Genomic DNA, 13,984 nt, shown 5'->3' with positions numbered 1-13,984 from the left:
TAATTAACGGTCAAGCTTAAGCTTTTGTGCTATTATAGCATGAATCTGTTCCAGGTGTGTAGGAAATTCTGCCAATTCACTCACATCAACCCATTCGATATCCTTCATGCGGCGAAACCATGACAACTGCCGCTTGGCAAAATGACGGGTGTCCCGCTTAAGCAGCACAACCGCTTCCTCAAGCGAATAATGGCCCAAGAGATAACCTGCAATCTGTTTGTAGCCAAGCCCCTGCATCGCAACCGACGACGGACTGCAGCCTTGTGCCAGCAAGCCTCTTACCTCCTCCACCAAGCCTTGCTGCATCATGGAATCGATTCGCTCTTCAATACGTTTATATAGTAAAGCTCTATCCATTGTCAACCCGACGATACACAATTCGTACGGCGACTGTTTTTTTTGACGTTTCAACTGATCCGACAACCGCTCTCCGGAGACATGAAAAATTTCGAGCGCCCGGATAATCCGCCGCTGATCGTTGGGATGCAAACGCTCCGCGCTTTCCGGGTCTACCTGCTTAAGCCGTTCATGAAGAGCTTCCGCGCCTTGCGCTTGGGCAAAAGCCTTCTGTTCTTCGCGGAAAGCGTCGTCCGAGCCGGCATCGCTGAATTGAAAGTTATAGCACACCGACTCGATATACAATCCAGTGCCCCCGACGATAAAAGGCAGCTTGCCGCGTCCATGGATCTCACGGATCAGTTCTGTGCATCTTTCTTGAAATTCCGCTACGGAAAACGGCTCATCCGGATCGCGGATATCGATCATATGATGCCTGATTCTGGCCCGTTCTTCGGGAGTAGCTTTGGCTGTGCCGATGTCCATCCCGCGATATACCTGCATCGAGTCTCCGGAAATGATTTCCGCGTTGTATTGTTCAGCCAGCGTAAGGCTCAGCTTCGTCTTGCCGACGGCGGTAGGGCCGACCAGCACAAGGAGCCTTGGCCGCTGCCGGTCCGTTTCTGTCAGCATCTGATCACTCCATAAGCAATTTTGTTCCCGGAGAGGTGCACTTCGGCAAAACCGAGGCGGGCAAATTGATCGCTGTCGCGGTGCTCCTTCATGACGACGGCCCTGCGGGAAGCCCGTATCGCTTCCTGCACGCTCTCTTCCGACAGCGGCCGGTCGTCGGCTAATCCGCGAATCGCCCCTATGGAAGCCGACTCTGTGATCGGCTTGCGGAACATCGGATCGAAATAAACGACATCGACGCTGCTGTCCGGCAGGTCGCGCAAATAGTCCAAATGGTCCATTTGGATCACCTCAATACGGCGCATGGCGTCATTCAAACCGGCCACATCGGAATGATAGGTCTTCAGACCTTGCTGCAGTAAAAAACAAGGAATGCCCGCATTCTCAATCGCCGTCACCTTGCCGTCCGCCCCTACAGCAAAGGAGAAAACGAGCGCATCGGAGCCGAGTCCGGCCGTACAATCGACAATCCGGTCACCGGGTCTGACGCCTGCGATCTCCAGGAGGGGATCGCTTTCGCCTTTGAGCAGCCGCTTGATGCGAATAACCGCCGTACTGGGATGAAAAAACAAGGGTGCCCGCCGGACATGATGATACTCGAGCCTTTCCTTGGACACCAGAAGGATCTCCTCGTCCCCGTATCGCCGCCTCAACTGCGACAAAGACATCTGCCGGCGTTCAATATAGCGGCCGTTCAGCAGATGCGCGAGCCGCCGGGCTTCTTCCAGCTGCGCGGGACAGGGATCATAGGAGGTAGTAACGAACAACGATGATCACCCTTTACGGTTATGCTTCAATATTCACTACCATTATAATGCAATTGCGCGGGAACGCAAATTCCGCGTCCCGCTTTTATTGTACCCGTTTGAACATTTTTTCCAGCTCATAGGTGGAGAAGCTGACGACGATCGGCCTTCCGTGCGGGCACGTGTACGGATTGCGGCAGGCCGCAAGCCGGTCGAGCAGCGTTTCGATCTCCAGCGTTCCGATGCTTTGATTCGCTTTGATCGATGCTTTGCAGGAGCACATGATCGCCGCTTTTTCCCGCAGCTTGCCGATATCCACCTGCTTCTTCTCGCTTAACAGCCATTCGATCATTTCTTCTACAATCGCCTGCTCATCGCCTTTCGGCAGCCAATGCGGATAGGCGCGGACAAGAAAGGACGTTCCTCCGAACGGCTCCAAATACACCCCTGCCTGCTCGAGCTGCGGAAGCTTGTCCGCCAGTCTTTCGGCCTCTACTGCCGTAAACTCCAGGGTAATGGGAACGAGCAGCTCCTGGCTTGCCTCTTCAGGCCTGCCGAACATGTCAAAGAAACGCTCGTAATTGATCCTCTCATGCGCCGCGTGCTGGTCGATCAGGAACAAGCCTTCCTCGTTCTGGGCTACGATATAAGTGCCGTGAAGCTGCCCGATGGGCTGAAGCTTCGGGAAACCCGGCAGCGCCGGCGGGGTCTCCGGCTCCGGTGCCAGCGTGCGCAGCAGCGCGCCGGAAGCGGCGGCCGCTTCGCGCGGCTGCAGCCGCTCGCGCGGGGCCTCCGCCCGCACAGGTGCCGGCGGCTCACCGCGCGGCGCCGGCTCCGCCGCGAATGCGGGGCGCTCCGGACGCGGCGCATCGCCTGCAGGCGGCTGTGCCCACGGTGCCCGGGGCGCCTGGCCGACCGTGCCCGTCAGGCGCTCCGCGGCTGCGGGGGCCTGCGGCCGATACAGCTCGAGCTGCTCCTGCACGAGCGGCTCGCGCAGCCGCTTTCCCGCACCTCCCGGCTGTCCGGCCGAGGGGATCAACCGCTGCCGGCCGAGCGTTTCGCGCGTTTCGCTCTCGATCAGCTGCATCAGCTCGGGCTCCTTGCTGAAGCGCACCTCCAGCTTGGCCGGGTGGACGTTCACGTCGATCAGTGTCGGATCCATCTGCACGTGCAACACCGCCACCGGGAAGCGGCCGATCGGCAGCAGTGTGTGATAACCCTGCAATAGAGCCTGTACCATCGGATAATTGCGGATATAGCGCCCGTTGATCACGGTCGTCATGCCGCCGCGGTTGGCCCGCGTAACCTCCGGCTTCGCGATAAAGCCTTCCAGCCGGTAATCCAGCGTTTCGCCGTAAACCGGAAGCATACTCTTGGCCACAGCGGTACCATAGATCGACGCAATGGTCTGAAGCAGATCCCCTCCCCCGGGCGTCTGCGCCAGCACATGCCCGTTATGCTTCAGCGTGATGGCAATGTTCGGATGCGCTAGCGCCAGACGGTAAATATAATCCGTCACGTGCCCGAGCTCCGTTTGGATCGTCTTCATATATTTCAGCCTGGCCGGGGTGTTGTAAAACAGCTCCCGTACCGTAATATCCGTTCCTTGGGGTGCCGTGGCATCGGAACGCTCCAGCACGCTGCCGCCTTCCAGCACAAGGCGCGTCCCGAGACCGCTTGAATCCGGGGAAGTCAGCAGCTCCACCTTCGATACCGCCGCAATACTGGGCAAAGCTTCCCCGCGAAAGCCGAGCGTACGGATTTGGAACAAATCGTGAGAGCTTGCGATTTTGCTTGTGGCATGGCGGTAAAATGCCGTTTCGCAATCCTCGCGATCCATCCCCGACCCGTTGTCGGTCACCCGAATGAGCTGCAGACCGCCTTCTTCAATGGTGACATCGATCCGGGAGCTTCCGGCATCGATGGCATTTTCCACAAGCTCCTTCACGACCGAGGAAGGCCGTTCGACCACTTCGCCCGCGGCGATCTGGTTGGCGATATGTTCATCTAAAATGGTGATTTTTCCCATATGCCCGGACTCCTTTACGCGGTTGGTTTCTTCACTTGCTCAAACCCGATCGTGATATTCCTGCCGTCATCGCTCCATTTCAGGGCACTCCATACGGAAGCCGCCTGACGAAGGCTCACAAAGCCTGTACCGTCTTTCAGCAGAAGCTCTCCGCCGGCAGAACCAAATTCGAATTGGCCGTCTGCGGAACCGATCCGTACCGTCCGGTTCGCCTCGTTCCACTCCACGGTACCGCCGATCAGAGCCGCCAGCACACGAGAGGGAACATAGGTTTGACCTTGTTCACGAATAACCCGGAAGGTGTTGTTCACGGCTAAACCGTTCACGGTCAAGTTCAGCCGCATCAGCGACAGGTCGATGCGGTTCGCACCGGCCAACCGGAGAGCCGTCAGCAGCTGCGGAACGTCTCCGCCCTCTACTTTAATGTCCGGCTCGATCCCCACTCCGTTCACTTTTCTGAACTTGGGAGTCAAATACTCTTGGATGGTAAGCTTCAAGGCACCGCCCGATTTCAGCGGAACCACCTGCTGCACACTGCCCTTTCCGTACGTTTTCGTTCCGATGACCTTAATCGCGCCATAATCCTGCAAAGCCCCTGTCAGCACTTCCGACGCGCTTGCGCTGTTTTCGTTGACCAGGAAATAAACCGGAAAAGGCTGCGTTGTCCCGTTCGTTATTTTCACCGGGTCGTCCACGTTATCGCGGTCCTTGGTATGCATCAGCGTACCCTCTTTCACGAAAAGCCTTGCCATTTGCTGAGCCGTCTCCAGAATGCCGCCGGGATTATCACGCAGATCCACGATCAGGCTTTGGATTCCTTGCTCCTTGAGCGCCGCCAGCTCTTGACTCATCTTCTCATCTGCGTCGCTGGAAAATCCGATCACCTTCAAATACCCGATGCCCGGCTGAAAACGCCCGGCCGTTACACTGGGAACCTGCACTTTTTGACGCTCGATCGTCAGGTCCTTCGGTTCGCCGTCTCGCGTGATTTGGAGGTTCACCTTCGTTCCGGGCAAACCGATAATCCTGGAGGTAACTTCCTCCAACGTCTTCCCGATTGCGGATTCTCCCTCCACCCTGACAATCAGGTCGCCTGCCTTCAGTCCCGCTTGGCTGGCCGGAGAACTGCCAAACACTTCGGTGATGTAGAGCCCGTCCTCTTCCATGGTTACCCTGACGCCGATTCCGACGTATTGATTCTCGACCGAGGCTTCAAAAGACTTCAATTCTTCCGGCGTAAAGTATACCGTATACGGATCGTTCAACGCATCGATCATCGCTTGAATGGCCGCATCGGACAATTTGCTTCCGTTCGGGGAGCTCACATGGTTTTGCTCCAGCAGCTCCAGCACTTCCGTCACGCTCCCCGCGCCCGCAGCCCAAGCCGGGGCTGCGGCCGGAAACAGAAGCGACAGCGATAGTACGGCAGGAATCGCCTTGCGTAAGAGCAAGTTTTTCATTGTTCGTTTCATGATTAGTCCCTTCTCCCCACAGCCTCTTCGCCTTGCGAATCTTGATTTAGGAGGACAGTTGTTTTTTTAATTCATATAAAAAGTTCATGGCCGCCATCGGCGTCATATTCACCAAATCGGCCGAACGCAGCTGTTCAAGCACCTTGTCCGCTTTGGCCTCCTTTCGGGAAGGCTTGTCCGCCTTCTCCTCGGGTATAGGGAAGAGGCTCAGCTGCACGACCTCTTGCTGCCCGGACTGAACCGGCTCGGACTCCTTTACCTGCGGAGGCGGCATAGGTTCATTGCGTTCTCCGCTTTCGCCGGCAGATGCCTGAAGCTGTCCCTGCAGCAGCTCTCCCCGCGCTTCAAACGCATGAAGCAGCTCGTAAGAGCGGTCGATGATCCTGGACGGCAGACCGGCGATTTGCGCGCAATAAATGCCGTAGCTAGTGCTTGCCGCCCCGCGGATCAGCTTCCGCAGGAACGTGACCTGCTGTCCGCTTTCTTTCACCGCCATGCAGTAATTGCGGAGTTCCCGCAGGCTTTCTTCCAGGTGCGCCAACTCGTGAAAATGAGTCGAAACCAGCGTTTTGCACCCGATCTGGTCGTGCAGATATTCGATCACCGCCTGTGCGATCGCCATGCCCTCGCCCGTGGACGTCCCCCGTCCCAGCTCGTCAATGATGACAAGACTTTTGGCGGTCGCCTTCTCGGTCATCACTTGAATATCCATCATCTCGACCATGAAGGTGCTCTGCCCGCCGATCAGATCGTCGGCCGCGCCGATGCGCGTGAAAATACGGTCAACGATCGGTATCCTTGCGCTCTTCGCCGGAACAAAACAGCCGATTTGCGCCATCAGGACAATCATCGCCACCTGGCGCATATAGGTGCTTTTACCCGCCATATTCGGACCGGTAATCAGCAGGATGCTGCCATCCTCTTTAGACAGCCTGGTTTCGTTGGCAATGAACACGCCGTTTTCCAGCACCGCTTCCACGACGGGATGACGCCCTTGCTCAATGAGCAGCTCATATTCGTCACTGATTTCAGGCTTTGTAAAGCGATTCGCGCTGCTCACGTGTGCCAGCGACTGGTACACATCCACCGTCGCAATCAGCTCGGCCAGCTGCTGCAGCCTTGGGATGTGTGCAGCGAGCTTGTCCCTCAGCTGGATAAACAGCTCGTATTCGAGATCGACCATGCCTTCCTGGGCTTCAAGAATGAGGGCTTCCTTTTCTTTTAGCTCGGGCGTAACGAACCGCTCGGCGCCGGCCAGCGTCTGCTTCCGTTCATAACGGCCTTCCTCCAGAGAGGCCAGATTCGACTTCGTCACCTCGATGTAGTAGCCGAACACTTTGTTAAATCCGATTTTGAGCGATTTGATCCCTGTTCTCTCCCGCTCATGCTTCTCCAGCTCGGCGATCCACTGCTTGCCGTTCGTGCTCGCCTCGCGAAGCTGATCCAGACGGGCGTTCAGCCCCGCCCGGATCATCCCCCCGTCCCGAATGGAGACGGGAGGGTCATCCACGATGGCCTCTTCGATGGAGGCCATCAGATCCTGGCACGGATCGATCCGTGCCGCAAGCGCCGCCAGCGTGGCGGAGCCGCTGGTTTCACAAAGCTGCCGGAGCTTGGGCACCTGCGCGAGCGATGCCTTGAGCGCGACCAGATCGCGCGCGTTGGCGCTGCCGTAGGCAATGCGGGCCGTCAGCCGCTCCAGATCGTAAACCTCCTTCAGCGACTGCTTGAGCTCGTCGCGGACGATCAGTTGGCGGTACAGAAGATCCACCGCTTCCAGCCTTTCCTCGATATGCGTCCGGTTCATGAGCGGCTTCTCGATCCAACGGCGCAACAGCCGCCCGCCCATCGCCGTCACCGTCTTGTCGAGCAGCCACAAAAGCGTCCCTTTCTTCGACCGGTCGCGCACCGTCTCGACGAGCTCCAGATTACGGCGTGTGAACGGGTCCATCACCATATACTGGCTGGGCTCATAGACCCGGATATGCTTGATGTGCGTCAACGAACGCTTCTGCGTCTCCTGCAGATATTCCATCAAGAGCGCCAGCGTATCGCGGCCGCCCTCCGGAAGCGAGCGAAGCTGCGCCTCCGAGAAATGGCCTTCCGGAGACAAGCCTCCTCCTGCCGACGACCCGTCGCGCTCCCGCGGTGTCATCACCGCCGATTTCATCCAAGCCGCCGCCCCGCTGCGGATTCGCTCCAGCAGCGCGGCACTGCCCAGCACCTCGGACGGGCTGTACACATTCAGCTCGTCAAGCAGCAGCTCAAATGAGCCCTCCAGACGCGTCACGTAAAGCTCTCCGGTAGAAATGTCGCAAGCGGCAAAGCCGTAGCCTTCTCCGGAACGGACGACGGCAACGATATAGTTATTACTCGTCTCGCCGAGCAAACGCGCGTCCATCACCGTGCCCGGCGTCACAATGCGGACGATTTCCCTCCGGACAGGCCCCTTCGCCTCAGCCGGATTCTCCACCTGTTCGCAGATGGCGACCTTATATCCTTTTTCTACCAAGCGGGCAATATAGCTTTCCGCCGAATGATACGGAACGCCGCACATCGGTATGCGCTCTTCCGCGCCGCCGTCCCTGCCGGTCAGCGTGATTTCAAGCTCGCGGGAAGCCAGCACCGCGTCATCAAAAAACATTTCATAGAAATCGCCTAAACGGAAAAACAAAAAAGCGTCCTGCACCTCCGCCTTGATGGCGAGGTACTGTTCGATCATGGGTGTATATTTGGCCATGCTTCATCCTCCAGATGCCTGCTGCGAAATCGCCCGCAAACATGCGTTTAACGATCCGTCGTGTTCTTATGTACAGCCGCGTTCTGCGGGCAGCAAGAGTTTCCGAAAGTCCGCCAAGCTTTGCAAACCTTCGTTACTCTATCTTTTAATTCTATCATGCCAATCATTATATCACGAAAAGATAGAGAACACTCGCGTTCTCTTCTATGCAAAGGGAGAGATTTTCCATTTGGGGCGGATGTCCTCCCGTTCATTCCAGGACCTCATCTGCAGCATCATGCGGCGAAGCGGAAGGAGATAGGATTCATGGCGCGCGTAACCGGGCAGCTTCTCTACATCACGCCAAAGCGCCGAAAGCAGCGGCCGGATGCGTGCTTTGTCCCCTTGATAATAGGCTCTCGTTACCTCGGGCTCCGCAAGCGGCCGCTGTTTCAGTTCAAGGTAATGTTCGGCCACCAGCTTCGCGAGGGCCAGCACCCCCTTGGCTACCGTCGGAGAAACCATCCAGCTCGGCAGGACGCGGTATTCGAATCCACCGTGCCTGGCCTTGCGAAAATCGCCCAGAAATCCGTATTGCGGCTTGCGCCAGCCGGTCGTCGTGTCCTCAAGCAGGGTCAGCGGGAGTGCAATATAGTTATCCAGCGCCCGCAGCAGCCTGCCGTCCAGCGGAGTCCCGCTGAAGTGAATATGTCCTCCCAGCGGAAGCCCGCGAACGGGCATTCCGCCCGCCACCCAGAGCAGATCCGAATCCGTGATCCGCTTTGCGGCAAGCTGCATCGTCCTGTGAAGATGAATGAGGAGCTCCCGCACCTCGGTGCTCGGCTTCGGCCGCAGCTCGGCCAGGGGGAATATTTTCCTTCGGCTCCGGAGCACGATGGCATCGCAGCCGAAGGGACCATCCTTATCGACATAACGGGAGGCGAATTTGACTTTCCCCCCCGGGGTAAGCAGCAGAAATTCAGGGTCCGCGCCCAGCATCACTTCTTTGTGCCGGCTGAAAACGCCGGAAGCCAACTGCTCGTCAAAGCGGTTCATCGCTTCGGCGAACAGCTCGGCCAGCCGGGGCGTCAATTGGGGAATCGCCTCCAGGCGAAGCACGGCCATCGTGCCGTCCGGCCTGACACCAACGCGGACAACGCCGTAGTCGAGTCCAAGCGCATAGATCGTTTTCACGGCTTCGCGCATCGCATGCGCGGCGTAATATGTAGGCCGGTCGGTGCCGAGCTCCGTCCATTCGGCCGCCGCCCCATCACGAATCCGCACCCCCGAAGGCGCGCCCGAACTGTAGTATACGCCAAAAGATTGATGAAACAAGGATAGCGCCTGCAGATGAAAAACGGGCACCGCATAGATATGGGTCCAGCGCCTCCCTTTCCCGGGAGCGGCGGCTGCGGCGGTCAGGTTCGTCCGCGCAGCTGACGACGGGTTCCCCTTTGCGGACGGGTTCTCTTCCAAAGCACAGTCTATTCCATGCATTTTCAACAGCTCTGCCACTCTTGCAGGCTGTAAAGAAAGAAGCAGGCTTTTGACCGGTTGAAGCGCCTCGGCATGGCCTCTTTCCGGATGGTAAGCGCCCCAGTGGATGATAAACCATGCTTCTTGTTCAGAAGGCAATCGGCTCCCGTGAGCAATGGTCAGCTTGTCTAACAACAGTTCCAGCGCAGGTTCGTTGGAATGCAGCAAAAATGCGCGCATAAGGAGGTCCTCCTTCTTCAAGTTTGCGGTAATGCCCAGGCGATGGCCAAGCCGGCAGGACTTCTGACAAGCAGTCTTGGCACATACCCGCCCTGCCCAACCAGCCCATTTTTAAGCGGACAACCGCCGGGAACAAAAAAGAGGGCTGACGCCCTCTGCCGAAATGCCTTGTTCCGGCATATGATGTTAAGGAAAGATCGGATCAGTCCAGTTCCTCGTCTAACAGATCGGGATCCAGGTCCTCATAATCGCCGTCCTCGGTGCTGTCGAAATCCACATGCTTGTCGTCGAAATCATCGCAGCCGTTAGGGCATACCACCACGCATACCTTCGTCTCTGCGATCATTTCCACCTTAAATTCCCGTTCCACGCGAATAAGCACAGTATCTCCATGAGAGGAGATGCTTGCTTCCACGCAGTTCGGTTCCTGGGTAGCGATAGCCGACACTTCCGCTGTAGACGGCTTATGCTTTTTATCAAGATAGTGAAGCGACACCAACTCCGAATAAGATACGGTTTCTTTCGCAACATCGGTTTTGGTATTCCGGTCGTAGGAATACCATATGTTGACGTCGTAAGTACCTACCACTTCCACATGTTCACCCGACTTTACCGCATCGTATTGGTTGTTGATGATCCAAGCACCCAAAATACTTGTCGGAGCATGAGGCGGAGTGATCGAATTGGTTACTTGTGAGAATTTGCGTCCTTTGCCACAGACAGCCTTCGTATAGATCTCTCTGCACTGCAAATCTTTATCTATTGACATCCTTCTAACCTCCTCCATACAATCATTCATTACATTTGTATGCAGGACATTCGTCTAGTGTGCCATTTTCTTTGTCATTTTTAATGAATTTCAAAAGTTTCTCAGAAACGTGCCGTTGATAAGCGTCCTGCCCCACAGGACGTTTTTCCCGTTTGGCTACGCTAAAATAGACCTTCCTCTCTTCCGTGATCTGCAGCAGCTCGGCGCGAATCTCGAACTCTTCTCGCGTTGACGGCAGCGGCATGGATTTGAACTGCTTTTCCAGCTCCGCCAGCCGGTTCTCCGCTCTTCCCGTACAGCGCGGCATCTTCACGTCCTCTGCGAGTTCCTCAAACACGCCGGCCGGCAGTTCTCCGTGCGGCAGCATTTGATAGACCCTGGCGACAAGCTGTACCCTCCGCCGAATCGCTTCCAATTGCCGCTCGCGCATATAGAAATAGGCGGGCCGCGGCGCCCGGATCGCCTGCTCCAGCATATCTTCAGCCTCCAGCAGTCCACCGCCTCCGCTCCAGATATGCTCTGTATCTCTCAAATGGCGCGCTAGCTCGTTAAAAATCTGCGAGAACAGCAGCACCACCCTCACTTTGTATTCGAGCAGATTCAAGCTCGACACCATGTACCCCGCATATTGCCTTTTTCAGATGTTATCCTCAATGAGCCTTGAGCACAAAAAAAGGAACCGCCCGCTGAGCCGATTCCCGTATACTCTTTACCGCCTTCTCCCTACCAGCTTGCCTTCGAGGTAAGCTACGCCTTGATACATCACCGTCGCCGCGATAGCAATGATAAACAAGCTGCCGATCACCAGCGTGAAGTTGAAGACCTGAAAGCCATAGATGATCAAGTAACCCAGCCCTTGTTTGGATACGAGGTATTCGCCCACGATAACCCCGACCCAAGACAATCCAACATTCACCTTAAGCGTAGAAACGATGGTGGGATAGGAGGCGGGTAAAATGACTTTACGGAAAACCGTACGCCGGCTCCCGCCGAAGATCTGCACGACCTTGATCAAATTCGGGTCCACCTCACGGAAGCTGTTATAGATGACCAATATCGTGATAATCACGGTGATGGAAAGCGTGGTGGCGATGATCGACATCATTCCGGGCCCGAGCGCCACGATAAAAAGCGGCCCGAGCGCTACTTTGGGCAAACTGTTCAAGACGACAATGTACGGATCCAGCACCCGTGAAAGAAACGGGGAGAACCAGATGAGTGCTGCAATGGAGGCGCCCATGACCGTGCCCAGCAGGAAGCCGACCACCGTCTCCCATACCGTTACCCAAGTGTGAACCAGCATAGTTCCGTCAGCCGTCTTCTCCAGCAGCAGCCCTGCGACCCGGCTGGGCGAGCTGAACAGCAGCCCGTCAATCCATTGAAGCCGGCTGGCCGCTTCCCATAACCCGATAAACAAAATCAGCATGGTCCACTGTGTCAAACGAACATAGAAGGCAAGCTTTCGCTCCCTGCTGCGATACTGCTCGAAGACTCGCTCGGCCAACGGATCCATGGAGACTCCGGTCTCATTCCGAAGTCCGATTCGTTCACTCCGCTCCACTTTTGTTCCCTCCCCTCTTGTCCATCTGCTCAAAAAGCCCCCACAAATAATGAAACAATTCATGAAATCCGTGCTCCTCCCGTGCTTTGAGCGGCAGCGCCCTGCGGATCGCTTCGGGCACTTCCACCTCCGCCAGCACGCGCCCCGGATTCGGACGCAGCACGATAATACGGTCGCTCATGGCAATCGCTTCAGAAATATCATGCGTCACGAGCACCGCGGTTTTTTTCCGCGCCTTCAGCGTTTGGGCTACCAGGTCCTCAAGCTGCAGCTTGGTTTGGTAATCGAGTGCGGAGAACGGCTCATCCAGCAGTAAAATATCCGGTTCGGGAGCAAGTGTCCGCACAAGCGCCACCCTTTGCCGCATTCCTCCGGAAAGCTGGTGGGGATAACGGTCAACTTGATCGCTCAGGCCCATTTCATCCAGCAGCGCCAGTACGGACGAACGGGTATGCTCATTCAGCCGGCCGAGCAGTTCCAAACCGATCGACGCGTTCTCATCAATGGTGCGCCACGGGAATAAGTAGTCCTGCTGCAGCATATACCCCACCTTGGCCGTCGGCTTCCGAATCTCCTCCCCCAGAATGCGAATGGTCCCGGAAGTCGGGGGTAGCAGTCCGCTGATCAGTGAAAGCAAGGTCGTCTTGCCGCAGCCGCTTGGACCGATCAGGGTCACGAATTCACCCGGACGGATGGTAAGATCAATATCTTTAAGCGCTGTGAAAGTGCCTTTCCTATTGACATACACCTGCGACACGCCGTTCAATTCCACGGCGGATATCATGCTCATCCCTCCCTTGCCTTGTCTTGATGAAGATAGCGAAGAGGCGCCCGGCTTTGATTTCCATGACCGCCCCTATCGCTGCTTGATCCTCCGTCTTTCCTCATTCTTTTACGGTTTGCTTAGCCTGTTCGGCAAAGCGGGTATCGACAAGCGTTTGGTGATCCACCCGCTGCTTCAGCTCTCCGGCTGCCTGCATGATGTCCTGAAGATGGTTCCACTCCTGCTCATCGACAATCCCGTCGGTTGCGAAGGAGCCCTGACTTTTATAGCGCTCTACGACGCTTTTTATAATTTCCTTATCCGTATCCTGGAAAAACGGCGCTATCGCCTCCGTTATTTCGTCGGAACCGTTTTTCTGCACCCAATTCTGGGCCTGCTGCACCGCATTCGCAAACTTTTGAATCGTTTCATGATTTTGGTCGATGTAGCTTTTTTTGGCCATAAAGACCGTGTAAGGCAGCTTCCCGCTTTCTGCCCCGAACGAGGCGATCACATACCCTTTTCCTTCCTTCTCGAACATCGTCGCCTGCGGTTCGAACAGCTGCACATAATCACCTGTTCCGGAGGCGAACGCCGTAGGAATGTTGGCAAAATCGACGTTCTGGAGAAGGTTCAAATCCTTATGCGGATCGATACCGTGTTTTTTCAGCGTATACTCTCCGGCCATCTGCGGCATTCCGCCTTTTCTTTGACCAAGGAAGGTGCTCCCCTTCAGTGTATTCCAATCGAAGTCGCCCGCCGGTTTGCTGCGGGAAACCAGAAACGTACCGTCTGTTTGCGTCAATTGAGCGAAGTTAATCACCGGATCGGCACTGCCCTGCTGATGCACATAAATGGAAGTTTCCGATCCGACCAGCGCGACATCGATGCCTCCTGACAGCAGTGTCGTCATCGTTTTATCGCCTCCGAACGTTGTCGTCAGCTCGATATCCAATCCCTGATCCTTAAAAAATCCCTTGCTGATCGCCACATACTCCGGGGCATAGAAGATCGAGCGCGTGACCTCGCCCACCCGCACCTTCTGAATGTCTCCCGCCTTTTCCGGGCTGCAGCCTGCAAGCACCGCACCCACAGTCAGTATGAGCGCAAGCACAAAAGCATACCCTTTTACCCGCCGCATCGTTTTCATAGGCCAGTCCCTCCCTGTCTGCTTCTACAATTCTTGATGCCATCATATGCACCCGCCCAAGGAAAGGTTCAGGATGGACCGCCGGAAAAA

The 13,984-nt window shown here is 56.3% G+C and carries 11 protein-coding genes; all 11 read right to left on the bottom strand.

Annotated features, from left to right (window positions below; all coding sequences use genetic code 11):
• Positions 1–3: 3 nt before the first annotated feature.
• Positions 4–969 (bottom strand): tRNA (adenosine(37)-N6)-dimethylallyltransferase MiaA, encoded by a 966-nt coding sequence (gene miaA, locus BLT35_RS01780; RefSeq protein ID WP_054818202.1) that lies wholly within the window; start codon positions 967–969, stop codon positions 4–6.
• Positions 963–1,736 carry a class I SAM-dependent methyltransferase gene (locus tag BLT35_RS01775; RefSeq protein ID WP_074726867.1) on the bottom strand — a complete coding sequence of 258 codons (774 nt, stop codon included), beginning with the start codon at positions 1,734–1,736 and terminating at the stop codon, positions 963–965. Before BLT35_RS01775 ends, miaA begins: the two co-directional genes overlap by 7 nt.
• An 85-nt stretch (positions 1,737–1,821) precedes the next feature.
• The gene (gene mutL, locus BLT35_RS01770; RefSeq protein ID WP_074726866.1) at positions 1,822–3,744 is read right to left on the bottom strand and encodes a DNA mismatch repair endonuclease MutL; all 1,923 of its coding nucleotides are present in this window, start codon (positions 3,742–3,744) and stop codon (positions 1,822–1,824) included.
• A 14-nt stretch (positions 3,745–3,758) separates the two neighbouring features.
• Complete coding sequence (locus BLT35_RS01765) at positions 3,759–5,216, bottom strand: S41 family peptidase (protein WP_062408749.1); 1,458 nt, start codon at positions 5,214–5,216, stop codon at positions 3,759–3,761.
• Positions 5,217–5,262: 46 nt separating this feature from the next.
• On the bottom strand, positions 5,263–7,956 hold the full coding sequence (gene mutS, locus BLT35_RS01760) for a DNA mismatch repair protein MutS (protein WP_074726865.1): 2,694 nt from the start codon (positions 7,954–7,956) through the stop codon (positions 5,263–5,265).
• A gap of 204 nt (positions 7,957–8,160) precedes the next feature.
• Positions 8,161–9,651: a putative amidoligase domain-containing protein gene (locus tag BLT35_RS01755; protein WP_074726864.1), complete on the bottom strand. Its 1,491-nt coding sequence runs from the start codon at positions 9,649–9,651 to the stop codon at positions 8,161–8,163.
• Positions 9,652–9,853: 202 nt separating this feature from the next.
• Positions 9,854–10,420 carry an outer spore coat protein CotE gene (locus BLT35_RS01750; RefSeq protein ID WP_062408752.1) on the bottom strand — a complete coding sequence of 189 codons (567 nt, stop codon included), beginning with the start codon at positions 10,418–10,420 and terminating at the stop codon, positions 9,854–9,856.
• A gap of 22 nt (positions 10,421–10,442) precedes the next feature.
• Positions 10,443–11,036 (bottom strand): hypothetical protein, encoded by a 594-nt coding sequence (locus BLT35_RS01745; RefSeq protein ID WP_062408753.1) that lies wholly within the window; start codon positions 11,034–11,036, stop codon positions 10,443–10,445.
• A 93-nt stretch (positions 11,037–11,129) separates the two neighbouring features.
• Positions 11,130–11,933, bottom strand: coding sequence for an ABC transporter permease (locus BLT35_RS01740; protein WP_062410942.1), 804 nt, complete (start codon positions 11,931–11,933; stop codon positions 11,130–11,132).
• A 34-nt stretch (positions 11,934–11,967) separates the two neighbouring features.
• Positions 11,968–12,765 (bottom strand): ABC transporter ATP-binding protein, encoded by a 798-nt coding sequence (locus BLT35_RS01735; protein ID WP_062408754.1) that lies wholly within the window; start codon positions 12,763–12,765, stop codon positions 11,968–11,970.
• Between the two features lie 100 nt (positions 12,766–12,865).
• The gene (locus tag BLT35_RS01730) at positions 12,866–13,885 is read right to left on the bottom strand and encodes an ABC transporter substrate-binding protein (protein ID WP_082660992.1); all 1,020 of its coding nucleotides are present in this window, start codon (positions 13,883–13,885) and stop codon (positions 12,866–12,868) included.
• Positions 13,886–13,984: the final 99 nt, after the last annotated feature.

The sequence above is a fragment of the Paenibacillus naphthalenovorans genome (assembly GCF_900099895.1).
GTDB lineage: Bacteria > Bacillota > Bacilli > Paenibacillales > NBRC-103111 > Paenibacillus_G > Paenibacillus_G naphthalenovorans.
This window is presented reverse-complemented; position numbering and strand designations above follow the sequence as displayed.

Excerpts from the sequence above, each read along its gene's own strand:
- miaA (WP_054818202.1), bottom strand. The coding sequence starts at position 969 with ATGCTGACAGAAACGGACCGGCAGCGGCCAAGGCTCCTTGTGCTGGTC.
- mutL (WP_074726866.1), bottom strand. The coding sequence starts at position 3,744 with ATGGGAAAAATCACCATTTTAGATGAACATATCGCCAACCAGATCGCC.
- BLT35_RS01765 (WP_062408749.1), bottom strand. The coding sequence starts at position 5,216 with ATGAAACGAACAATGAAAAACTTGCTCTTACGCAAGGCGATTCCTGCC.
- mutS (WP_074726865.1), bottom strand. The coding sequence starts at position 7,956 with ATGGCCAAATATACACCCATGATCGAACAGTACCTCGCCATCAAGGCG.
- BLT35_RS01755 (WP_074726864.1), bottom strand. The coding sequence starts at position 9,651 with ATGCGCGCATTTTTGCTGCATTCCAACGAACCTGCGCTGGAACTGTTG.
- BLT35_RS01750 (WP_062408752.1), bottom strand. The coding sequence starts at position 10,420 with ATGTCAATAGATAAAGATTTGCAGTGCAGAGAGATCTATACGAAGGCT.
- BLT35_RS01745 (WP_062408753.1), bottom strand. The coding sequence starts at position 11,036 with ATGGTGTCGAGCTTGAATCTGCTCGAATACAAAGTGAGGGTGGTGCTG.
- BLT35_RS01740 (WP_062410942.1), bottom strand. The coding sequence starts at position 11,933 with ATGGATCCGTTGGCCGAGCGAGTCTTCGAGCAGTATCGCAGCAGGGAG.
- BLT35_RS01735 (WP_062408754.1), bottom strand. The coding sequence starts at position 12,765 with ATGATATCCGCCGTGGAATTGAACGGCGTGTCGCAGGTGTATGTCAAT.
- BLT35_RS01730 (WP_082660992.1), bottom strand. The coding sequence starts at position 13,885 with ATGCGGCGGGTAAAAGGGTATGCTTTTGTGCTTGCGCTCATACTGACT.